Here is a 23,969-nt window from a genome sequence, read left to right on the forward strand (position 1 = left end):
TGGAATCAACTTATTTTGGATCTGCGCTGATGAGTATTTCCATCAAAGAACCGAGGGTCTTGGCATAAGAGAATTCATGGCGAGCAAATTTCACTGCATCAGCCCCTTCGTTAGCAAACTCATTTTCTTGTCCGGTTGTCTGCAATATCCGCTTGGCAAGCCCTGCAACTGAGCTTGAAAGCCACGATTCCGGATAAATGAACTCTGCACCTGCCCAAGCCAAGCTCACTGGTACTGCACCCGACGCGGCCCCATCGGCAAGGGTGTAGTGGAACGATTCAAAGTCACTAACCGAGAGTGCAACACCAATTTTGCGATACCACTCGGCCATATCATTTCCATGCCCATCAAAGGTCACCGCTCCACGGAGCAACGGATCATTTTGGATTCGTTCATACTGCTCTGCATAAAAAGCCATTTCCGCAGGCCGGGCAGCCATCCACGGGTAGTCCTCCGGACGGCGTCCCTTAATGAACAACTTGTAACGATCATCAGTGGCCCGTAGCGTTGCCAGAAGATCAAGGGCGACATCCAATCCCTTTCGTTCGGGAACGATTCCGACCAGACCAATGTTGAAGCGAGCGTCAGCAGTCTTGGGCAGGTCAAGCGCCTCGAGGTCCACAGCGTTTGAAATAACTGAGGTCAGTGATTCCGGAATGCCAAACTTGCGAATGGCCACGCGCCTGATGAACTCGCCAACAAATACGATTTGATCGACCTTGTCGAAATCGGTTTGGGCTGGATACGTGGTGAAGAGTTCCTGCAAGTGGAACCTTGAGATCAGGCGTTGCCCAGGTCGCTTATGGCGCGAGTACCAAGCAAGGTTGCCAAGCGACCATTCACAGAAGATGACGTCCGCGTCTTCGAGGAGCACAAGACTTTCATTCGGGTCATGCTGAGCGTGGCCAGTCCAGTGGTCCACGACAACGGTGTGTCCTGCGGCTTCGAGTTCCTTCATGATGCCGGTGGCGAATTTCAGGTCGTGTCCGGCCACCAATATCGTTAAGGGTTCAAGGACATCCATATCGATGGATTCATTAGGGCCATTTTCTATTTGAACCTCGTTCGGCATCCGTCGAATGGAAACGCAGGATCCATTCTTGCCAGAGCCCTTCGCCATTGTTGCCGATGAGTGTGTGGGCCAGCCGAGCTGCCACAGCGATTGAGTTTTTCCGTCTGGCTCGCCGACGACAACTGTGGCCGTTTGTGCTCCGGTGTAGTGCAATGCCGTTGCCAGGTCTTCGGCGGCAAACGGATCCTTTAAGGAATCCCCGAGGCTGCCAATGAATCGGCTTGGTTCGGCCGGTGTGGATTCCAACACCTCGATTCCATGCCTCGCCATGAGCGCGGTTGCTTCAGGGGTTGAGCCCTTTACTGCGACGACCGCGGATGGCAAGTGGCTTTGGCCCAGGACCTGAATGGCCAATTGCTCATTGAGCTGTTCCAGCTGCAATATGTAGTCGGGCAACTTCGGAATGGTGACAGACAGCCCTGCAACACGCATTACGTAGGCCAGACGGTGAATTGATAAGTGCGAGCGGTATACGGTGCGGAAGGCCGTCCACGCTGCATCGATTCGTGTGCGCTCATCGGTCATCCAACGCGAGACAAGTTCTTCGGTGGATTCTTCTGTCAATGACGAAGGAATTGCTGTCCCAAAGAGTCCGCCGATTTCAAGGCCTGGGCCGGAAAGTACGGGTGTGCCGCAGGCTGCCAGCTCAAATACACGCCGGGAGAACATAGTGGGGGAGTTCGATACCGAATTAACGTTGATGTGTACGGGGTGGTTCTTGTAAGCCTTCAGCATCCCCGTGTATGGCAAGCCGCCTTGTACGTACCGCTGCAGGTGCTCGGGGAAGAGATAGGGTGAGTCTGGATTGTTGAACTGCCGGTCATAAATGGTCAGGCCCTGCGGAACGGCAGTATCAAGGAGTGTTACAAGTTCCTTGGACCGCTTTTCAAAGCGGTCGCCATAATAGGTCCCGCCATAGGCGACGGTGTGCTGCTTCTCGTCGCCAGATGGCAGCGGATTGTGAATGCCTGGCTGAGCCCAGAAGGGCAGCGACGCCAGCGTCTTAAGGTGGCTGCCTCGGTGGGCCCAGTATTCCTTCAGGCAGTTGGCGTCGGTGGTGAAAACATGGTCGAAGAACTTTGCGGTTTTCCGGAAACGGTTGAAGTGGACCGGGTCTTCCTTGTTCCAAAAGACCGTTGGGATTCCAGCAGACCGGCAGTGTGAAACAAGAGCCCTGAGTTCGCGGCACTCTTCGTCGTCGTAGTACCCGACCTTGCGGGTCCACGAGCCGCCATTGCCCTCCCACGCCGACTCTACGAAAAGCAGATCGATCCGGGTTTCCTCAAGGAGAGCTTTCCAATTGGCCGGAGTCGGCAGGACGAGATTCACATCGCCTTGCATACTGCTTCGGGTGAATTCATCCGAGATCAGTGCGACCGTTACTTCGCTCAGTGGTTTGCCGCTCGGGTTATCGGGGTTCTTTGAGAACCGCAACAAATCATCGATTTGGCGTCGGGCGATCTCGGACCATGAGCGGTTCTCAACGATCCAGCGACGTGCTGTCCGTCCAATCTCCTTGCGCTTCGGCTTGTTATCCGCAAGTTCTCGAATTGTACGAGCCAGATCCGCTGCGTCGCCCGCGTTGAATAGCGCGCCACGTGAACCATCCGTGCCCAGCAAATCAACAAGCGGAGCAACATTTGAAGCGATAACAGGCCGGCCGGCCGCCATTGCCTCCAACGGCTTCAGCGGGGAGACCATTTCAGTGACTACGGAACTGATGCGCGGGCACAATACGATGTCGAAGAGCTCAACATACCGGGGGACATCCTTGGCAGGTACGCGCCCAACGAACTGGACCGATTCAGTGACGCCTAGCTTGTTTGCCAATGTCTTCAAATCAGCTAAGGCAGGCCCGTCACCGACGATGACCAGGTTTGCGGCCACGCCGCCCCTCATTAGTTCCGCCAGTGCGTGTAGCGCGAGATCAAGGCCCTCATAGGCCAGCACGCTGCCCGCATAGCCAAGCGTGATTCCACTTTCAATAGAGTATTTGGCCGAGAGCGCCATGTCTGGCGGCAGGGGAGCAAACTCATAAACATCAGCGGCGTTGGGCAGCAAAGTTATCTTAGCTGGATCAGTTCCACGTTGGACGAGCTCGTCCTTTACTTGCGAAGTGATGGCGAATACGTGGTCAGCATTATTGGCCACGGCTGTTTCCAGCTTTGAGGCAAGTGCAAATCGTTCACTATCTGCATAGCCCTCCTTAGCAGAAGCCTCGGTGATCTCCCATAGGCCACGAACTTCATAGGCAAACGGGATTCCCAGCCTTCGAGCGGCAATGAGAGCAGGCAAGGCTGTGACATGGTTCGAGGCGGCAACGATCCATGAGGGGCGATTGATCATCGCCTCCCGGGCGTAAATGTCCGCAGCTTCATGAATGTACTGGTCTAGAGCACGTCCAGACCAAGAAGTGCCAGGGTTGTATACGGTACGAACTCCATTGATCTCATTCTCGAACCGGGAATTTGATTTTGGTTCGGCATTCGTCTTTGCATCCCATGGATACCCGGGCCGTGCAGCAACGAAAATGTCGCACCCCAGGCCGGCCATCGCCTCTGTCAGCCCGGCAGTTCGAGTCGAGTAGCCATTGCTGTTAAAGCCGCCGGTGCTGTGGGCGCAATACATGATGCGACCGGGCTGTGCCACGTAGCCAGCCCCGCTTTGGGGCGTTGGGATGGTGGGAACGGCCGCGAGCAACCTGAGCACACCATCGATCTGGTCGAGCAAGATTCGGTCTGACTGGGCGGGTGCGAACTTTTCCGGCAACTTGGACGCAAGATCCTGGGCCCTCGAGGCATTCCCACCAACACGGTAAGCAGTTCGGATTTCATTGAGGAGCCGTTGGTTCCGTGTGGGGATCTGAAGAGGTGAACTGGTGGCGCCGCCAAGCTGCGCGATCTTTCTCGATAGCGCCTGTGGAAGATTCTTACGTAGGCCTGCGTCACTAAGCTTATTGACGGGAGTTGTAACCGCTCGTGCAAGACGAATTACGGGATGGGATTTCAGCCGTTCATAGGCAGTCTTGTACTTAATTGTCCGCGCGCGCTCAGCTGCCAAGCGCTTCTCCAGCCCGACTCGGAGCGAATGCTCGTCACGCCGCCCAATTGATTGCTCGTCTCTTTCCCGCTCTAACGTTGCGATTTGCACGAGTAGTTCATTGCGTCGATTGCGCAGAGAAGTGGTTTCGGCTAAGAGCCGCTGAACGGATTCGCGAGATTCTGAAAACTCACTACCAAGTTCCCGGTTGTGGAGAGATACCTGAGCGTCAGCCGTATCCGCTCGGAGTGAATGCGTTGGTTGGTCTAGTTTTCTCCCGGACGGATGCCCCTCAAGCTTTTCCGTTTCGTCATTAACCAATGCTGCCAGCCTCCAAAAGATTCCACTGCGTACCATGTCATGTTAACAGCCGCCATTCTCAAATGTGTTTGAAGGAGTCCATGGCGGTAATGATCCCGGTGGGTGAAGGGCTGACTCTCACGGTTGCCTGGACCAGAACTGGCGAAACCATACGGATTGGTAAAGGCAGCTAATCATGTCCATCAGCAACGATTCGCATGCCAGCGAGCTGATGCTCTACTTCGTTACTGCGAACCAGCGCTACAGACTTCACTGACTGTCCGCCGTAGCCGTTCTGTGCTGGGGTCGAGTTGCAAAGCAAATGGTGGACGATGACCGAACTTCACCATGCGAAACGCCGTGTAAACACAAAACCTTTTGTTTCAGGAGATATTACGGGGCACCAACTTTTTGGTTGACCATTCATGTGTGCCTTGAGTTGAGGCTACTGCGAAACCTGACGCAGGATTCGATACAGGCATTTAATGCCAGTTCTAATACGGGACGCTGGGCGATGAAAGGTGCAGTGGCGTTTCGGTGTGGATGCAGTCCTGCCTAATTGGTTGCTTGCGTGCCGGGTTAAGCAATCGAGTCCAGGAAGTTTTGTGCCTCATCTCTCATCCACAAGTACGCGTCGCCAACATAGTGATAGGGCGAAGGTCCCCACTTGTGAGATGCAGTGGAAACTGCCATGTCCGCTGGAATCCTCCTAGTGTGGAGTCCCCGGCTTTGTAAGTATTCGTAGTATCGCGCATACAGGGCGTTTGCTTCGGCTGCTGACCAACCACGAAAACGGGGGACTGGTTCGCCAAGTTCGGTTACATCCGTCCAAGGGGCCTCAAACAACATCGTTTTGTGGAATATGTTGGCTGTTTTAAGCTCGGTTATGAATTTGTCAGCAGCGATTTTCCAGAGGTCAAAGTGGGTATCCGTACCAAAATTGACAACGACGGCTGCACCCGGAAGGGCATCGAGAAGCTTTGATTTTGCAAGTTCTACGGAGCGCGTTATGTATGTTTTGCCAGGCAAACGGTAGACGCCGAGCCGCTCGCTCAAAATATCGAACATGAACATGTCAGCGGTTGCACCTCGAGACCGAATCATTGAGTGCAACGTAGAGTCGAGATCGTTGCGCACTGCTCTGTCTTGGAAACTTGTGGTGAGGACGCTCGTGCGCAAGGTTCTGGTCGGCTGAGAGTTTGCACTAATCAGCGACTGGCGAGCGACATACTGGACGAGCGTGTGTTCACCCTTCATCAGTTCAAAAGCGTCTCTGGTGACGCAGCCCCCGTATACAAATATGCGTGCCACCGTACCTACTTTCAACTAAATATGAGCATCGACGATGCACCGAGGTTCACCAAAACAAAGTGCGTAGAGGTTCATTCTAATAGAATTGGCGATTCAGATTTCCGGTGAGTGCTGCTGCCCTCTTCCCTGGATCTCTTGCGGACCAACAACGTGGCGGTCCTTCTCAACGCTGGAATAACGCGAAATGATTGAACGCAAGGTGCCGAGGCGGATTGCATTGCGATTGTGCAATACCGAAAGATGGCAGTTGGATGACTGGTGGTGCTCTCGCCCATGATATGGAGAATGGCTTGCTCTTGCCGCGAGCGAACTTCCCTGGAGGAGTGAAGTCGTATTCGCTGGGCACGTTCGGGCAATAGACCAATTCGCCGGGGCCCAGAGCTGACGCGGTAAGAATTGTTTGCTGACTGGAGTAGGCAATAAACTTGGAATCTAGTCAGCGCGTACCGAAAATGATGTTTGAAGTGGATGGATGATTTTCTGGAGCGACTTATCCGATCTCAAGGTACGGCTATCTATGGTGGCTCGTAGTCCAGCCGTTGTAAATCAATGGACTAGAATATTAGGGGAAGATCTATGCCACCGATTTCGAAACCACGTGGGTTTCGCGCTAAGCGAGGAAGCAATCATCAAAACCCTGCGTACCGCGATCTGGCATCTTAGGCGAGGGGGGCCCGCGCAAGTCGTGATCTGGAAACGCCGCCAGACTGCCATTTCTCAAAACGGCTTGAAGGACATATCGGCAAGGCCGGTGGCACATTCGTCGAAGCGCAGACGCTTCCAACTTGATTTTCCAGCTTTCAAACCCAACAGAATTGTCGACTTCTCTCCAAGGATTCCTGTTGCGGTTATTTTGGATGACTTCTCCGCTCAAGCCTGGGGGTACGAGTGGGAGTGTGTCGCCATCACCCCTGAGGGTTGGAAGCGCGAGTTGCAGACTGACCCTGTTGAGATGCTATTCGTCGAGTCTGCCTGGGCAGGAAACGGCAATTCGTGGGCACATCACCTGACGGGGAGTTCTGCACCCCGACCGGCTCTTGTTGAACTTCTGGAATGGTGCAGGTTTCAAGGTATCCCGACTGTATTTTGGAACAAAGAAGATCCGCCCCACTACGATGACTTTCTTGCCACCGCTCGATTATTCGACACTGTTTTTACATCCGATTCAAGGAAACTCGGGCGCTATAAGGAAGATCTGGGGCATGACCGCGTGGCGCCCTTGAGCTTCGCGGCCCAGCCTCGTGTTCACAATCCTGTCCGTCCGCAGCGCGGGTTCCAATCGAGGAATGTTGCTTTTGCGGGGATGTTTTTTGCCCACAAATTCCCCGAACGTCGTGAACAGATGGAAATGCTGCTGGGTGCCGCACAGGATGCCACTAATGGCGTAGAGCTTGGACTAGAGATATTTTCTCGACAGCTCGGCGGGGAAAAGAAATACCAGTTCCCGGCACCATTTGATGTGAATGTCGTAGGTAGTCTGCCGTACGAGAAAATGCTCACAGCATACAAGGCATACAAGGTCTTCCTAAACGTCAACTCGGTGGTTGATTCACCCAGCATGTGTGCAAGGCGAATCTTCGAGATCACAGCTTCGGGAACGCCCGTTGTCACGGCCCCAAGCCGTGCGATCGCCGAGTTCTTTGACAAGTCGGAGGTGACCGAAGTGCATACGCGGGAAGAGGCCGTTGGCTCAATCCGTTCTTTGGTACGCAGCAAGGAACTTCGTGATCGCACAGTGCACCTGGGGCAGCGAAGGATCTGGCAGAATCATACATATTCGCATCGTGCCGCGCAGGTTTTGCAAGCCGCCGGCATCAATAGCGAAGCAACCGACGACCGCTCGATGACAGTGACACCCAGCATCTCGGCACTGGTATCAACGATTCGGCCCCATCAGATCAATCACGTTCTTGAGACCGTGGGTAAGCAACTAAATGTCGAGACCGAATTGGTTCTGTTGACCCACGGATTCGAGATTGACGAAGATGAGATTCGGACCAAGGCCAAGGAACAAGGCATTGAAAATCTGGTCCTACTTAACGCTCCGCGTACAGCTTCACTTGGCAGCTGTCTCAACCTTGCAGTTTCCGCGTCGTCGGGGACGTATGTCACCAAGATGGATGATGACGACCTCTACGGATCCCACTATCTGCAGGACCAAGCTGCGGCATATCGGTACAGCCGCGCCGATGTCGTTGGTAAGCAGGCGCATTATGTGTATCTGGGTGAACGCAACGCAACCCTGCTGAGGTTTGAAGAGCAAGAACATCGATTCACGGATCGTGTCATGGGGCCGACCATCTTCACGACTAGTGAAGTTATGCGTTCCGTGCGTTTCCCTGAAATGAACAGGGGAGAAGACACCAACTTCTTGGCGGCGCTGACCGCGGCAGGCGGGACGATCTATTCGGCCGACCGATTCAATTTCTTGCAAATGCGTTCCAGCGAGAAACTGCGTCACACATGGTCTGTTGAGGAAATCGATCTGATGGCCACCGGGGTGATCACATCATTCGGGCCAAACGAACAACACGTCATGTTCTAACTATCAGGTTCAGGATCGATGAAACCGTTCGCTTGGCACCAGCTGGCGAATCAAACAGCACTGTTTGTACATGGTCCTGAAATCGGGTGAACGTGGAATCAAACAATCAACGACGGAGCCACGCCTCCGGGATCAAGGAAGGCGATGCAAGTGGGGCCCATGCGAGTTCTATTGCTGACGCATTCCTACGCGCCTGAAGTTTCACCGCCGCAGAGGCGGTGGGACTCTTTTGTGTATGTAATGCGGCAAGCAGGGTGGGAAGTACACGTCGTTACCCCCCGCGCCCACGACTTCCGGAAGCCAAAGGGGACGCGATACCCTTTCCCCGAGACCGGTTCGCATGGTGAATTCGTTCGCAGCTACCCTTCGATCGCGAAACCTCGTAGTATCCCCGGAAAGATCATCAAGAATGTCCTTGACGGTGCGCTTATGTTGCCAAGGGCACTATTACAGGCCAGGCCAAATGTTGTTATTGCCACAGTTCCGGCTATTCCAACGATGTTCGTCGGATTCATTGTCGCGAGAATTTTTCAGCGCCCGTTCGTCCTTGAAATGCGGGATGCATGGCCGGATCTAATCTCCGATTCCCGTATTTTGAAATGGGATTGGCTCATTAATCTGGCCCACCGGGCCGTCCGGTACATACAGCGGCAGGCAACACTTGTGGTAACCGTTACTACCGGATTCGCCGATGTTTTGGAGAAGGACGGTATCCGATCTGTTCAAACCGTTCATAACGGCATTAGCACTCGGAATTTTGTACCGCTTCAAGTACAGGAAGAACCAAGTGACGCTAAGTTGCACGTTCTTTACTTGGGGAACGTGGGCGAGAGTCAGGGGCTCGAATCCATCATTCTGGCTTCGACCTTGGCTACGGAAGATGTGCTGGTACGCATCGTTGGAGATGGAACAGCAATGGAACGCCTAAGGCGATATGCATCCAGCGTTGGCGCCGCGGTTGATTTCCAAGAGCCGGCTCGAGACGACATGCTCAGGGCCCATTATCTCTGGGCAGATACTTGTGTGGTGAGTTTGCGTGATGACTGGGCGAGTTTTGACCATACTGTTCCGTCAAAAGCCTATGAATTGCTTTCACTAGGCCGCCATGTCACTGGCATAGTCAAAGGTGAAGTCGCGAAGATCATTGAAGATGCGGCGGCCGGCGATGTTGTGGACCACGATCCAAGCAACATAGCTGCACTATGGAAGCAGTTGGCAGCTGACAGAAAGCGTCTCAATGTAGGCCCATCGGGCCAGCAGTGGGTTTTTGAAAAAGCTTCATTGGAAAAACTGGGTGAAAAGTACATGAAACTTATCATCGCCATAAATGAGCAAGGTTCAAACTGTGAAAAAAACTGACGGCATGCACCAAAGCGATGGACATTCGCGTTTTCTCCAGAACCTCCTAAAGATCACCCGAATCGCAACGGCCAACTTAATGGATGACCCACTTCATTTCTTGTTTCAAGTGGGTCGAAGGATCGATTCCCCCGTGGTCTCGAAAATATCCCAAGTTGCAGTTCTCGCGCTGCCGCAGAGAGCTATAGTCTCACATGCCTTTGCTTGTTTGATGTCGGGAAATTCCACGGAACTTAGTGAATACGCTCAGCAACTTGATGTGCTGGAACTACCCGATCGAACGGTCGCCAGAGTTGCGGACATGCTTCTTGCCATTCAGGACTCCGAAACAGCTGGGATCCTCCTCCAAGGCAGGGCCCACAACACAACCACATTGAATCGCACACGCGCTCGCTACGCTTGGTATTTGGGTCAGATGGATTTGGCCATCGAAATCCTTGCAAATACGGTTCCCGGCACGAATAAACAGTTGCGGCATTATCGCAGTGAGCTGGCTGTTTTTGAAGGAGCGTTAGCCTGTATCCCGCGAATGACTCCTGCAACGGACGTCCGGACAAATAAGACAGCACTGCACTTTCTCACCAATTCACTGCCGCATACGGGTAGCGGCTATGCACAGCGTACTCACTCAATCCTTACGGCTTTGCACGCAGCAGGGTGGAATACCCAGGTATTCACGCGAGTCAACTATCCACTTGTGGTTGGGAAGGCCACAGCCAAGAACCTGGACACTGTATCCAGCATTGAATACCGGCGCATTCTTCCGAGGAAATTGAAAACTGAAATGCTGGCGAAGATCCAACAACAAGCCGAGGCATTGGCCGACGCTGTATCCCGTAATCGCCCCAGTATTCTGCATACGACCACCGATTTCACCAATGCGCTCTCGGTAATGGCCGTGGCCGAGGCCTACGAGTTGCCATGGGTTTATGAGGTGCGTGGACAGCTTGCCGACACCTGGGCTTCGTCCAGACCTGAGTCGGCGAAATCATCGCAACGCTACAAGCTATTCAAGGAACGCGAGGCCTTTGTTGCGGCGCGAGCCTCCCATGTAGTCACACTTGGCGAAGCTATGAAACAGGAGCTAATCGCCCAAGGAGTGGCCCGTAACAGAATCACCATATCCCCGAATGCGATCGGGGATGATTACCTTGAACCTCCAATTTCTCGCCTCGCTGCACGGGAGGCCCTAGGACTATCGTCCGAGCACCAATACGTTGGCACCGTAAGTAGCTTGGTTGCCTATGAAGGCCTAGACCTATTGGTCCATGCTTTCGCAGACTTGGTTCCGCGAAATCCCATGCTCCGGTTGTTGGTTGTGGGCAGTGGTGTCGAACGTAACAATCTCATTGAATTGAGCGAAAAACTTGGCGTCGGCAAATACTGCATTTTCCCTGGGCGTGTACCGCGCGAAGAAGCCCGAACCTATCACTGCGCGATGGATATTTTTGTGGTTCCGCGCCGCGACCTTTCAGTAACTCAAGTCGTAACTCCGCTGAAGCCGGTTGAGGCGTTGGCCTGCGAAGTTCCAGTTGTCGCAGCGGACTTACCAGCACTGCGGGAAATAGTTGTGCACGGTCGCACAGGGCTTCTCGTTGATCCAGACAATGCAGGAAAGCTGGCGCAGGCGATTGAGAATTTGCTGCGCGACTCATCGAAAAGAGCTTCTATGGGGGTTGCCGGCAGGGCTCGGGTATTAGCCGAACGAACTTGGGGCCGAAATACGCACAAGTTGCTTAAGGTTTACGAAGAACTGGCTGAAAAAATGCGGTGAATTGATGAATGAAGTAAACTCGTCGAGGTCGCTAGTCCAAGAATCGTCATTCAAAAGCACTTTCCGCGTACCTTTACACGCTTGTGCATCTTCAATCGAACCAAGGGGAAACGTCATAGTGACGAGCATTAAAGAAGTCGTTGTTGTTGGACTCGGCTATATTGGGTTGCCAACCGCTGCCATATTGGCTTCCAAGGGCATCATCGTCAAAGGCGTCGATGTCAGTCCCCGCACCGTTGAAGCGGTGAACCGCGGTGAAGTTCCGTTCGTGGAACCGGCGCTGGGCGAATTTGTTGTGGCCGCGGTAGCGAACGGTACACTCAGCGCAAGCTTTGATACCCCAACGGCCGACGCATACATCGTTGCGGTTCCTACCCCATTCAACGCCGACCGCTCCGCAGACCTTTCGTACATTGAAGCGGCAGCCGACAAGATTGCACCACAGCTACGTGGCAACGAACTGGTTATTCTGGAATCCACGTCCCCTCCGGGTGCTACCCAGCACATGGCGGATCGCCTGCTTTCGGCCCGACCGGACCTCGACCCATCCACGTTGCACATCGCGCACTGCCCCGAACGTGTGCTTCCGGGCCGTGTTATGGAAGAGCTTGTTACAAACGACCGTATCGTTGGCGGTATCACCCCCGAAGCGGCTCAAATGGCCAAGGACCTCTACAGTGTCTTCTGTGATGCCGAAATCCACCTCACCGATGCAACCACCGCGGAAATGGCGAAGCTGGTAGAGAACTCCTACCGCGACGTGAACATCGCGTTTGCCAACGAGCTCTCTGTCATCTCCGACAAGGTCGGCATTGACGTGTGGGAGCTCATCGAGCTTGCCAACCACCACCCGCGCGTAAACATTTTGCAGCCGGGCCCAGGCGTCGGTGGCCACTGCATTGCCGTTGACCCGTGGTTCATCGTGGCCGCTGCTCCGGAGGAATCAAAATTGATTCGCCAGGCTCGCGAAACCAACGATGCTAAGCCGACTTGGGTTGTCGACAAGGTGATGGAATCCACCAAGACGAAAGACTTCAACGGCAAGGTTGCCGTCTTGGGGCTTGCCTTCAAAGCCAACATCGATGACCTTCGTGAATCCCCGTCGATTGCAATCGCGCGCTCGCTTGCCGAGATGGCGCCGGGTGTGGAGTTCCTGCTGGTCGAACCGCACATTGAAACCCTGCCCGCGGTCTTGACCGGAATCGACAACGTTCAGTTGGTGAGCACCGAAGCCGGTCTGGCTGGTGCTTCGAGTGTCGTTGTGCTCGTCGATCACGACCAGTTCAAGTCAGTTCCTGCCGTGGCACTTGCCGGCAAGGAGATCATCGATACGCGCGGACTCTGGCGCTAAGTTCTAGGTTTGTATCAACTCCCTCCATCACCCGCGCAAACGAATAGGTAATCGTGAAGAAAATCATGCCGATTTACGGCACCAGGCCGGAGGCCATCAAGGTTGCGCCCATCGTCAAGGCTCTTAAGGATTCCGAGCTCTTTGACTGCGTGGTCACCGTCACCGGCCAGCACCGTGAAATGCTGGACCAGGTTAATGAGCTCTTTGATATCACCCCGGACTACGATCTTGATGTCATTCAGCCACGCCAAACCCTGAATTCGCTGTTGACTCGGACGATTTCCGGTCTTGATGCGATCTTCGAAAAAGAGATGCCCGACGCCGTGGTGGTGCAGGGCGATACCACGACCTCCACCGCCGGTGCGATTGCCGCTTTCTACCGCGGTATCCCGGTGGTCCACGCCGAAGCCGGGTTGCGTAGCTACGACATTTTCTCTCCCTTCCCGGAAGAAGCCAACCGCAAGATGACTTCGCAGATTGCAAGCTTGCACTTGGCCCCGACCTCCCTGAGTAAGTCGAACCTGGTCAACGAGACGATTGATCCGGGGACGATTGCGGTTACCGGTAACACTGTCATTGATGCGTTGTTTACCGTTGTCGATAAAAAAGTTCCCTTCACCGACCCGGTTCTGGAGGAGTTGGTTGCCGCGAGCCGGAAGATCGTTCTCATCACCACCCACCGTCGTGAAAACCAAGGCGAACCCATGCGCGGGATCGGCCGTGCCATTGCGCGGTTGGCCGCAGCCGAGCAGGACGTCGAATTCATCCTGCCCTTGCACCGAAACCCTGCCGTCCGCGAAGCCTTGCTGCCTGAAATCGACGGTTTGAAGAACGTCACACTGACCGAGCCTTTGGCGTACGGTGAATTCACGCGCCTCATCGCGGCTGCGAACATTGTGCTCACCGACTCCGGTGGAGTCCAGGAAGAAGCACCAAGCCTAGGCAAGCCTGTTCTTGTCATGCGCGAAAATACAGAACGCCCTGAAGCCGTTGTTGCTGGGACCGTAAAGCTAATTGGCACCAATGAAGATATGATCTTCGATTCGGTTGAACTCTTGCTGAACAACAGCGAAGCCTATTTCGAAATGTCCGCCGCAGTGAATCCATACGGCGACGGCATGGCTGCGGATCGAACAGTGGCTGCGATTGCGGAGTTGCTCGGCATTGGCAAGCGCCTGTCCGATTTTGTATCTGATCTCCCGGAGGAATCACAGCTGGTTGGTGCGGCTAGCATCTAGCCGCAATGCCGTTTCGTTAGATTCCTAGATTTACCCCAGGACAACGCCTTGTGGTCCGGTTCGGATGCATCGAACCGGACCACAAGGCGTTGTCCTGCTGTTTTTCATACTTGAAGCCCCGAAACAGGCCCTGAAAACGGAAAATGCTAGACGTTCTCGCTCACGGGGTGGTGGAAACTGGGATGCCACGGTGTCCTCCGATGGCAGTGCTTGCTGACGGTTGTGCCTTGTCGCCTGGGATTCCTGGAAACCGTGCTGCTTCTTGCAAATTTCGATCAGTCAAACGTGGATGCAAAGAACATTCACCACAACGATTGCCGACCCAAGTCCAGACCGGGCCCCGCTTAAATGAAATCGAACGAATCTTATCCAACCATGGATAAGGGCGCAGATGAGTGTAACAATGTGACCGTGGACCGGAGGTGAATGAAGCCGATGGTCCTAGATTCAGGGTTGGGGGCCAACCCAGACTATTGATCTTGGGGATCATCTGGGTGAATCGGTAATAGTTCTAGCCAGCCTGTTCGGTGCGGTTTGGGAAAACCGCCGTCTAAAGGGAAATATCGGTGGCTGATCTCCGATATGACTCGAATAAATGCGAACGGTGAGGATTGCGCAAATCATCCGGGGCCATTCGCGTTTCCAATTTCCGGGCGTTACTTTCCTCGATTTTCGGGTGAAGTTTCCCCGATAATTTTGGCGCGAACACGATTGCACGTATCAGGCAGGATTCCGATTGTTGGCTCGCGCCAATCGGAAAGATGAACATGGGCAATTCATCACGGCCCCGACAGGCTATTGGGGAAATAAGTCAACAAACCATTGGGGACAGAAGTCTTGGCAGGCGCACCTTTTTGGGGCTGAGCCTTGCCACGACGGCAGGCCTCATCACGGCAGGAACAGCACCTCCGGCTAATGCTATGGCTATGCCCGGGCTGGTCCCCGCGGCTGTCGAGCGGCTGTGGCCAACCAGGCTGAAAGTGCTGCAGTCGACGGGCGGTATCGTCAGGACCCACAACGACGTCTACGTGATGACGTCGATCGGGCAGACGGCAACCATGACCACCGCATCAGGGAAGCCCCGGCTGGCGATCACCATGTTGGGCATGAGCAACCAACTGCAAATCATTGACCCGATAGGCGGTATCCGAGAGAAGGTGATCAACCTGCCTCTTGATTCGACGGCGAGGGGCTTAGTGTGGGATTCGAGATCTCGGTCCCTGTTTGTCGGAGTGACGACCGGGAGGATTTTTTGTTATCAATATGACAGCGGGAAACTAACCGATCTGGGCAGGGTGGCACCGAAGGCTACAAGCCTTTACGGGCTGTGTATGGATTCAACAGGTCGGTTGTGGGGCGGAAGCTACCCCGGAGGGATCATCTGGAATTACACGCCAAGGACCCAAAAATTCAGCCAGCTTCCGCGCATTGACAGCAAGACCGACTACATTCGCGCTTTGGGCATCACAGCGGATGACACTGTTTACGTGGGCACAGGAAGCAAATCACCCAGGGTGATCTGTTTCCCCGCATCGGCACCATCAAAAAGAACGACGCTGAAATTGCCGGCGCTTCCCGATACCGGGTTCGTTTACCAGATCTGCGCCCGCGGAGACCTGGTCATGATCAGCGCAGACGGGGTAGGGACACAACTCATCTGGAACCATCGGACCAAGACGCTAACGACGGCGGCCAGGCCCAAGGCCATGCGTATGTGTACTGGGAATCCTCGGTCACTGACAAGCTATTGGGTCAATGGGTCGAAGCTGTACGCCACCAGCACCACCACCGGACGGGATACATTGCTCGGGGAACTTGGGCGCAACGACCTGCAACATATTTGGGCTGGTTCGGGCTGCATTTACGTGATGACACGGGAAGGCGCCCAGGTAAGGACCCACCGATTCGACTTGGAAACCAAGGAGGTAAGCGTCCAGTCCGCTGCCACGCTCAAGGGTGCAGGAGTGGGGGTGCTTTCACTGTTGGCACATGCAGATGGAAAGATTTATGTCGGCGGATACCAAGGCAAAGGGATCTCTACCCTAAATCCCGACACAGGAAAGCGGTGGCAGTCCCTAGACACAGTGGCCCCGAACCAGATTTGTGGCATGATCCAATGGGACAGTGCGAGGACGTTCATCGGGTCCTACGGCTCCGCGGACGTCATCCGCTTCATGACGCCGCGTGCGTTCGAAGGACAGCCGGCTTTCAAGCTCATGGAGAGGCTGAAAACCAAATACGACCAATCCAGGCCGTTTGGTTGGGCGGCGAACAGCAGCCGGGTGTTCTTCGGCACCGTGCCCGAATACGGCTTGGCGGGCGGGGCCATGGGGATCATCAATCCCCGCACCGACACCGTAGAGCGCGTGTACAACAAGCTGATTCCGAATCACTCGATTGTTGGGCTGATTGCGAATGACAAATTCGTCTTCGGGACAACCTCCACACGCAACGGCTACGGCATTCCTGATACTAAGGGAAACGCCAAGGTTTTTGCATTTGATTTGGCTGCCGGGAAATTGGCATGGGTGCGCGACGTGCCGGGTCATAAGGCCGTAATGTCCCCAATTATCGTGGGCGGAAAAATCGTTGCAGCGACATTGGAGGGAATAGTGGTCTTGAGCGCTTCCAATGGAGCATTGCTGCGGGATTACTCCTTCACCGGGCTGGAAGACGCAAGCTACCGTCCCGGATGGATGGACGTAAGTGTCAAGCGTGTGCGTTACAGCTACCTCTTCGTTCATGCCGGGGCGGGTAAGGTCTACGTCGTGGATGGCCTGAAGGGGACCGTGCGAAGCGTGAGTGGCACCAAAAACACCGGATCGGCGTTGGCGGTCACGAAGGCCGGCCGGGTATTCGTTAGCCACAAGAACCGGGGGGTTGCCGAGGTTTCGATATAGCAAACCGTGCCCGCAACATGGGCTGTCTTAGGAAGCGGCATCGGATTCAGCGATGGATTTACCTGGATGCTTGGAAAATTGACTACGGTGTAACTACTCCGGTCTCGTAGGCAATGACCACCGCTTGGACGCGGTCGCGTGCATTCAGCTTGGCCAGGATGTGGCCCACATGCGTCTTGACTGTGGCCTCGGAGAGGAACAAGCCTGCGGCGATTTCCGGGTTGGATTGCCCGTTTGCGATGAGTCCGAAGACTTCGCGTTCGCGCGGAGTCAACGACTCGACAGCCTTGACATGTTGGCTGTCCGGCAGAGTCGAACGGCGGAGGATCGGTGCGACATGGTCCAGCAACCTTCGTGTGGTTGATGGGGCTATGACGGCGTCCCCGCGGAACACCGTACGAATGGACTCGAGCAACTCCTCGGGCGGTGCGTCCTTCAGCAGGAACCCGCTTGCACCCGCCTGGATGGCCGAGAGCGCGTATTCGTCCAGATCGAAGGTGGTTAGCACAATCACCTTCGGCCCGGGTGATTCCTTGGTGCGGCCAGCCAGCAGATGTTCGGTTGTTTGGATGCCATTCATCTCCGGCATGCGAACGTCCATCAGGATGACGTCGGCGCCCGCCAGCGCGGGGGAGGCAAGTGCCTCGCGCCCGTTGGAGGCTTCCGCGACAACTTCAAGGTCTGGCTGGGAATTAATGAGCATCCTGAAGCCGCTGCGAACCAGTAGCTGGTCATCCACGAGGGCCACTCGGATGGGGTTGTCTTTCAACAAGATTCTCTAGTCCTCCGTATATGGGATGAATACAGCAACAGTGAAACCGCCGCCGGGGCTGGGCTTCGCTTCCACTCGGCCATCATAGAGCGAAACCCGTTCACTCATTCCACGTAGCCCCTGGCCGGCATCGGCTGTACTGAGCGCTCCGGCCCCGCGGCCATTGTCCGCAATCTCGATGTTCAATCCGCGGTGGTCCCATGAAAGGGCAACTGCTGCCTGAACGGAAGGTCCGGCATGCTTGACCACATTCGTCAGCGATTCCTGGACGGCGCGGTAGGCCGTCAGTTCGGCCCCCGCCGGCAGTTCCCTGCGTGATTGACCGGATTCCGAGTAGCTGATGTCGAGGCCTGTTTTGCGTGTTGCGTCCAGCAAGTCCGGGATGTCTGCAAGTGTGGGGAGTGGCCGGGTGGATGCTTCCTCGTCGTTGCGGAGCACACCCAAGAGACGTCGCATCTCGCGTAGCGAACCGCGGCCCGTGATGGCAATGGTGGCAAGAGTCGTCCGTGCGATTTCCGGGTCGTGTTCACTTGCGTATCTGGCGCCGTCAGCCTGGGTGATGATGACGGAAAGCGAATGAGCCACAATGTCATGCATTTCACGTGCAATGTGGCTACGCTCGTCTGCGGCAGCCAGGTCCCGCTCTTGCTGCCGCTCAATTTCCAGCCTTCGAGCACGATCTTCCAGGGTCTGCATCGCCAGTCGACGAGTGCGGGCCAGATCGCCAAAAGTCCAAGCGACCATGACAATGAGGCCAAGACCCACAAAGCTGATGAGAGTTCCCTCAATGGTGAAGCCGTTGGTTAAGCTCAACTTCAGAGTCACCAGCAGTGCGCCGAGGAAACCGGCAGCCATGCCAGTGATGGATTGCCACCTTTTCGCATAAGCCGCAAGGGTATACACGGTGATGGGAACCGCGATCTGTGAGGGCAGGTAAACATCGGTGATGCCCACCTGAACTAGGTGGGCGGCTACGATTACACCCGCAGAAATGCCGGGATTCCGTCGACGCCAGATTAGGGGGAGGGTTTGGGCCGAACCCAACAACAACGCCGGAATGAACTGATTGACGCCGTTGTGGGTGATGCCTGACATCGTAAATGCGCTGGTGAGTCCGAACGCAAGCCAGATGGCGATGCCCAGAATGAGGTCAACCTTATTGGGGTTTTCTCGGATCCAGCGGTCGATGGTGCGATGTGGAGTCATATGATCCTGCATGTTCGGGGAAAGGGCTCTGTGGCAAGCCTACTCGCGGACTTTCCTTCGGGGCATCATGCCAGGGGTTGATTGGTGGACGTCACAATTACTTCGATATTCCACATTATGAGACAGGGTGATCACATAGTGATACGAATAGCTATCATGAGACCATGAGCGAATCCTTGAATATTGCCGTCATTCCAGGTGACGGAATCGGACCTGAAGTTATTGCCGAAGCCGTAAAGGTCTTGAAGAAGGCGGCGGAGCTTAGCGAAGCCCCATTGATGCTGACCGACTACAGGCTTGGTGCCGAACACTGGCTTGAGACGGGGGAGACCCTGCCGGACGAAACCCTCGAGGCCTTGAAGTCCCACGACGCCATTCTCTTTGGTGCTGTCGGAGCTGCGCCCGGTGATACCCGGATTCCTTCCGGACTCATTGAGCGGGAGTTCTTGCTCAAACTTCGCTTTAGCTTGGATCACTTTGTGAATCTGCGCCCAGCCAAGCTCTACCCGGGAGTACCGAGCCCGCTTGCTGAACCCGGCGATGTTGACTTCATTGTTGTACGAGAAGGAACCGAAGGTCCTTACGTGGGTAACGGCGGGGCCCTGAGGGTAGGCACCCCACATGAAATTGCCACGGAAGTTTCGGTGAATACGGCATACGGTGTGGAGCGTGTGGTTCGAGACGCGTTCCGTCGCGCCAATGAACGCCCACGCAAGCATGTGACGCTCGTCCACAAGCACAACGTCTTGGTATATGCCGGCCACTTGTGGCGCCGGACGGTTGAGGCCGTTGCTTCCGAATTCCCGAACGTCACCCACGACTACCTGCACGTCGATGCCGCAACCATCTTCATGACAACCAACCCATCGCGCTTTGACGTGATCGTGACTGACAACTTGTTCGGCGACATTCTCACGGATCAGGCCGGTGCAATCACCGGCGGGATTGGCTTGGCCGCTTCGGGAAACATCAATATGGATCGTACGGCACCTTCCATGTTCGAACCCGTACACGGATCGGCACCGGATATCGCCGGACAGCAAAAGGCCGACCCGACCGCGGCTATCCTGTCGGTTGCGTTGCTGCTGGACCACGTGGGGCTGCCGAAGGCGGCGCGTCGCGTTGAAGAGGCAGTGGAAAGCGACATTGCTTCGCGCGATGAAATGACCGATCCGCGCACCACCACTGAAATCGGCGATGCAATCGTAGCGGCACTGGCATAGGCTTGAGTCTAGGTTCGCTACGGAACCGAATCTTAGGGTGGCAAGTCATGATTGACTTGCCACCGCAAAAACCTTTCGAAGAGGAAGCCTGACGGCATCATGGAATTCACCGAAGAACTTTCACACCAACGCAAGAGCGACCAGGACCGCGCCGCCATCTTGGCGAATCCCGGTTTTGGCGACTTCTTCACCGACCACACGGCAGTCATTGACTGGACCGCCAGTGAAGATGGTGTGACGGGAACCTGGGACAACGCTCGTGTTGAGCCTTACGGTCCCATCTCCTTGGATCCTGCGGCTTCGGTATTGCACTACGGCCAGGAAATCTTTGAAGGTCTCAAGGCGTACCGCCACGCGGATGGAAGCATCTGGACCTTCCGCCCATATGCAAACGCCGCCCGATTGAACCGCTCGGCCGAGCGCCTTGCGCTCCCGCAACTTGATGAGGAAGCCTTTGTCGAGTCATTGCGCCGTTTGGTCAAGGCGGACGTCGAGTGGGTCCCGTCCGGTGACGGAGAGGCACTCTACCTGCGTCCCTTCATGATCGCCACCGAGGCCTTCCTGGGTGTCCGTGCCGCACGGGAGGTTTCCTTCCGTGTCATCGCATCACCTGCTGGAAACTACTTCGGCGGTGAGCTGAAGCCGGTTGGGATCTGGGTTTCGCATCACTACGCCCGCGCTGGGCGCGGCGGCACCGGTGCGGCCAAGTGCGGCGGCAACTATGCAGCTTCCTTGGTTGCGCAGCTCGAAGCCGAACAAAACGGTTGCAAGCAGGTCCTCTTCCTCGACCCGTTCAACGACGAGGCCGTGGAAGAGCTTGGCGGCATGAACGTCTTCTTCGTGATGAAGGGCGGCAAGCTGGTCACCCCGCGCCTTACGGGAACCATTCTTGAAGGCGTTACCCGCTCCTCGATCATCCAGCTTGCGAAGGACCGTGGGATGGAAGTTGAAGAGCGGACCATCACCCTGGGGGAATGGCGTGCGGGAATCGCCAGCGGCGATATCGAGGAAGTCTTTGCCTGTGGCACGGCCGCGGTAATCACCCCGATCGGCGTCCTCAAAAACGGAGAAGAGCACATCGGCAACCCCGAGGCTCCCGCCGGTGAGGTAACCATGGCACTGCGAACCGAACTGCTGGGTATTCAGACCGGCGTGGTTGCCGATCGCCACGGTTGGCTGGAGAAACTCGCCTGATTCCCTGAGTGATCAATGGTGGGTTTGGATTGCGTGTCGAATTCAAGCCCACCATGTGGTCGAGTGACAACGGTCCTGCGGGGGAAGTAATCAGGATTCCCTGTTTGGATCAGTCGATACTTCGGCAATCCCAAGTACCTCATGGCTCACAAAGAGCCGTCCGTTAGGGGCCACCGCCATAGCGGTTCCAGTCCCGGGGACACCTTCAATCCTTTGGACAGTGCCATCCTGGAAGTCCAGGACTTGAATCGAATTGTCCGCAACGTGTACGAAACGATAACTGTCACCCAAGCGCCTGACGCTTGCGTTCGACCAGCCCGGACGAAAGTGCCTGTCCAATCGACCGGTGAACGAGTGCTCCGCGACAAGCCCTCCATCGGAAACTCCAAGAACCACGACCCCTTCAATGGTTGCTGCAACGATTTTGTCGTCTACAAGGGCCGGTGTCATAACAGCCCTGTGACCGGGGACATCCCGGACCCAGGCCAGTTTCCTTGAAGCCAAATCGAATGCGAAAACCTTAGCGTTGCCGCCGGTGTCGGGTTTGCCGTACCCATTGCGAGTAGAGGTCGTTCCGTAGACGTACTTCTCGTTCGCGGCAAGTCCGATGATGGAGTGATTCGGGACTAGTTTGTTGTAGATCGCTTCAATGGAGTCATTGTTGGGATTGATGATTCCTAAAGCGCCTCCAGCCTTTCCATAATCGGGCACAGTTCCGAAAAACACATGTCTGGAGTTCATTGCCCACCCGATCGGCCTCGACTGGCCATACGAAGTCTGCAGCCGCTCCATGTGCTTGAACGCGTTCCGACCCTCTTCGGCGCGCGTTGTATCGAATCGGATGATATCCGCGGAACTGTAGGACCCGATGTAGGTTTTCTTCGCATCCCACTGAAGCATTCCCGTAATTTGATTCGGGGCAACTGAATCCAACGACTGCCAGCGTTCACCAGTATTGGGATCCAAGCTGGCGATGCCCTGGCCTTGGAAGCCACCAATATAGATTTTGCCGTCAGTGTGGCAAAGCAGGCTGTGGACCCCAATGCCTGCACCCGATAGCTTCACGGTGGATTGGAGTGTTACTTCCTTGGTTCGAAGGTCAAACCTGTGGGTTGCAACTTGGGCGCCCTCCCGGCTGAGCACGTAAACACAGTCTGGACTGGCCCAGATATGTTCAGGAGCTTCAACGTCGAGTTCGCCCAGATGCGTATCTTCCCCTGTCGTGGAGTCGGTGGAGTAGAGAGCGCTTCCGTGTACCCAATAGTTAGTGTGCCCGCTTGGCGACTCGGCGCTTCGTCCCCGGGAGATTGATAGGACGGCCGCGGACAGCTTCTTGGTGCGGTGGTTCCAAATCAAAGGGGTCTTTAACGTGTCCGCGCTGATCAGAACATGGTCCCCGTTGATCTGGATCCCTCGTACGAATCCCGTTGGGGGCAGTGTCGGGAGCTCCAAAGTCGTACGATGGGCCGGAGAAGCGGCAGGAAAACAGACCACCTTGGGTGCAACGGTACCGGTGCCGACGTATACCGTGTCATCGGAGGTGATTGCTAAACTCCGGACGTAGTCTGTGCTTTCGTCGAATCGCGGAAATTGCACGAACTTCTTTGTATCTGGCGTGTAGTTCCACACGCGCCCTTCGGGGTAGCTTCCGCCCCAGACCCTTCCTGTGGAGTCCAAAGCCAGGCCATACAGGCTTGAGGCATTGTTGGTAGCGCGGCCTAGATCAAGTAGTTCCGCAGTGTCGTAGTCGTAGCTGAAAAGATGCCCGCTATTAACTCCAATAAGGAGACTGCGTTCTACTGGGTCCCAAGCCATGCAACGCGCGACCAATCGATCAGGTAGATCGATAACTCTTTCGAGAAACCCGCCGATGGGATCCATGAACTGGAGTTGGTTGTTCAGTCCAGTCATGATGACGGCCAGGGCCGGTGAACCTGCCTGATTGGCCAGGGTGGCAACCTGCACAATCGACGTCATCACGAAAACATCTTCAAAGGTCTTGATCGAGCCGTCTATCGGCGCAAGCGTCTGCAACTTGCTTTTCCAAGGGATTTCCCTAAGAGGCTCCGCCGCGGTCGGTGCTGGCGTTTCTGACGACTGGCGCATCGTGCAGCCTGCTAGGAGTCCAGCCGCTGCCGCGACTCCGAGAGTCAGGGCAGTGCGCCTGCCCAACAATTTTTCGTCGGTGTGTGGCCAGAAGGTGTCCTCGGCCCATTCGTCCGGGAGTGATGAGTTTTCCATGCTTCGCTTTCAGAAAAGTGACGATTCCCGGTCGGCATGCCACGATTCACTGTGGGATGGCTCGCCGTCGCGTTGTAATGCACCGCAGATTCCAACACTACTAACTTCTCAGTCAATCTGGATTTACTTCAGCAAGCTCGGCCTAGTGCCCAACGATTTCAGTCAGTCGATCGCCTTGATCAAGCCGGATTCTTGGGAAGTACTCAGATACAGCAGGCACCCAGTACGCAACCCAGCCCAATTTTCCTCTCCATTCCAGCTATGGGGATCTGCGCACCTCGTCGGGCAAATAGGAAGAGGAAAGTCCAGATCGGACCGAAGCAATCGGATCATTGGTGATAAGGGCGGGAGCCCTTCGACAAGCGACTTAATGGCTGCCGGAAAAATCAAACGCCCATAGCAGCGGAGCTCGGCTGGAAGATTCGGCAGCGACCAAGATGCATG

At 55.4% G+C, this 23,969-nt stretch carries 13 protein-coding genes; 8 read left to right on the forward strand and 5 right to left on the reverse strand.

The window, feature by feature from the left end; translation table 11 throughout:
* Positions 1-10 precede the first annotated feature (10 nt).
* Positions 11-4,432, reverse strand: coding sequence for a glycosyltransferase (locus ACFY5D_RS00065; RefSeq protein ID WP_387523302.1), 4,422 nt, complete (start codon positions 4,430-4,432; stop codon positions 11-13).
* 558 nt (positions 4,433-4,990) lie between these two features.
* Positions 4,991-5,722: a DUF6270 domain-containing protein gene (locus tag ACFY5D_RS00070; RefSeq protein WP_387523305.1), complete on the reverse strand. Its 732-nt coding sequence runs from the start codon at positions 5,720-5,722 to the stop codon at positions 4,991-4,993.
* 685 nt (positions 5,723-6,407) lie between these two features.
* Between ACFY5D_RS00070 and ACFY5D_RS00075 the strand changes: the two genes are divergently transcribed.
* The 6 genes from ACFY5D_RS00075 to ACFY5D_RS00100 all read left to right on the forward strand — a co-directional run bounded on the left by ACFY5D_RS00075 (position 6,408) and on the right by ACFY5D_RS00100 (position 16,889).
* On the forward strand, positions 6,408-8,267 hold the full coding sequence (locus ACFY5D_RS00075; RefSeq protein WP_387523308.1) for a glycosyltransferase: 1,860 nt from the start codon (positions 6,408-6,410) through the stop codon (positions 8,265-8,267).
* A 240-nt stretch (positions 8,268-8,507) separates the two neighbouring features.
* A complete protein-coding gene (locus ACFY5D_RS00080) occupies positions 8,508-9,626 on the forward strand; it encodes a glycosyltransferase family 4 protein (RefSeq protein WP_387527498.1) in 1,119 nt (372 codons plus the stop codon).
* Entirely contained in the window at positions 9,595-11,400 is a 1,806-nt protein-coding gene (locus ACFY5D_RS00085; protein WP_387523311.1) for a glycosyltransferase family 4 protein, read from the forward strand. The genes ACFY5D_RS00080 and ACFY5D_RS00085 overlap by 32 nt, the downstream gene beginning before the upstream one ends.
* Positions 11,401-11,518: 118 nt before the next feature.
* Positions 11,519-12,751: a UDP-N-acetyl-D-mannosamine dehydrogenase gene (wecC, locus tag ACFY5D_RS00090; RefSeq protein ID WP_387523313.1), complete on the forward strand. Its 1,233-nt coding sequence runs from the start codon at positions 11,519-11,521 to the stop codon at positions 12,749-12,751.
* A gap of 53 nt (positions 12,752-12,804) precedes the next feature.
* Complete coding sequence (gene wecB, locus ACFY5D_RS00095) at positions 12,805-13,989, forward strand: non-hydrolyzing UDP-N-acetylglucosamine 2-epimerase (protein WP_387523315.1); 1,185 nt, start codon at positions 12,805-12,807, stop codon at positions 13,987-13,989.
* A 767-nt stretch (positions 13,990-14,756) separates the two neighbouring features.
* Positions 14,757-16,889: a hypothetical protein gene (locus ACFY5D_RS00100; RefSeq protein ID WP_387523318.1), complete on the forward strand. Its 2,133-nt coding sequence runs from the start codon at positions 14,757-14,759 to the stop codon at positions 16,887-16,889.
* Positions 16,890-16,971: 82 nt separating this feature from the next.
* On the opposite strand, the gene ACFY5D_RS00105 is transcribed toward ACFY5D_RS00100, so the two are convergent.
* Together ACFY5D_RS00105 and ACFY5D_RS00110 are read right to left on the reverse strand one after the other, a co-directional pair.
* On the reverse strand, positions 16,972-17,661 hold the full coding sequence (locus ACFY5D_RS00105; RefSeq protein WP_387523321.1) for a response regulator: 690 nt from the start codon (positions 17,659-17,661) through the stop codon (positions 16,972-16,974).
* 6 nt (positions 17,662-17,667) lie between these two features.
* Positions 17,668-18,867 carry a sensor histidine kinase gene (locus tag ACFY5D_RS00110; RefSeq protein WP_387523324.1) on the reverse strand — a complete coding sequence of 400 codons (1,200 nt, stop codon included), beginning with the start codon at positions 18,865-18,867 and terminating at the stop codon, positions 17,668-17,670.
* 164 nt (positions 18,868-19,031) lie between these two features.
* On the opposite strand from ACFY5D_RS00110, the gene ACFY5D_RS00115 reads away from it, so the two are divergent.
* Positions 19,032-20,090: a 3-isopropylmalate dehydrogenase gene (locus tag ACFY5D_RS00115; RefSeq protein ID WP_387523327.1), complete on the forward strand. Its 1,059-nt coding sequence runs from the start codon at positions 19,032-19,034 to the stop codon at positions 20,088-20,090.
* Between the two features lie 99 nt (positions 20,091-20,189).
* On the forward strand, positions 20,190-21,284 hold the full coding sequence (locus ACFY5D_RS00120) for a branched-chain amino acid aminotransferase (RefSeq protein ID WP_387523330.1): 1,095 nt from the start codon (positions 20,190-20,192) through the stop codon (positions 21,282-21,284).
* A 90-nt stretch (positions 21,285-21,374) separates the two neighbouring features.
* On the opposite strand, the gene ACFY5D_RS00125 is transcribed toward ACFY5D_RS00120, so the two are convergent.
* Positions 21,375-23,525: a hypothetical protein gene (locus ACFY5D_RS00125; protein WP_387523332.1), complete on the reverse strand. Its 2,151-nt coding sequence runs from the start codon at positions 23,523-23,525 to the stop codon at positions 21,375-21,377.
* Positions 23,526-23,969: the final 444 nt, after the last annotated feature.

The sequence above is a fragment of the Paeniglutamicibacter sp. NPDC012692 genome (genome assembly GCF_042901625.1).
In the GTDB taxonomy this organism is placed as follows: Bacteria; Actinomycetota; Actinomycetes; order Actinomycetales; family Micrococcaceae; genus Paeniglutamicibacter.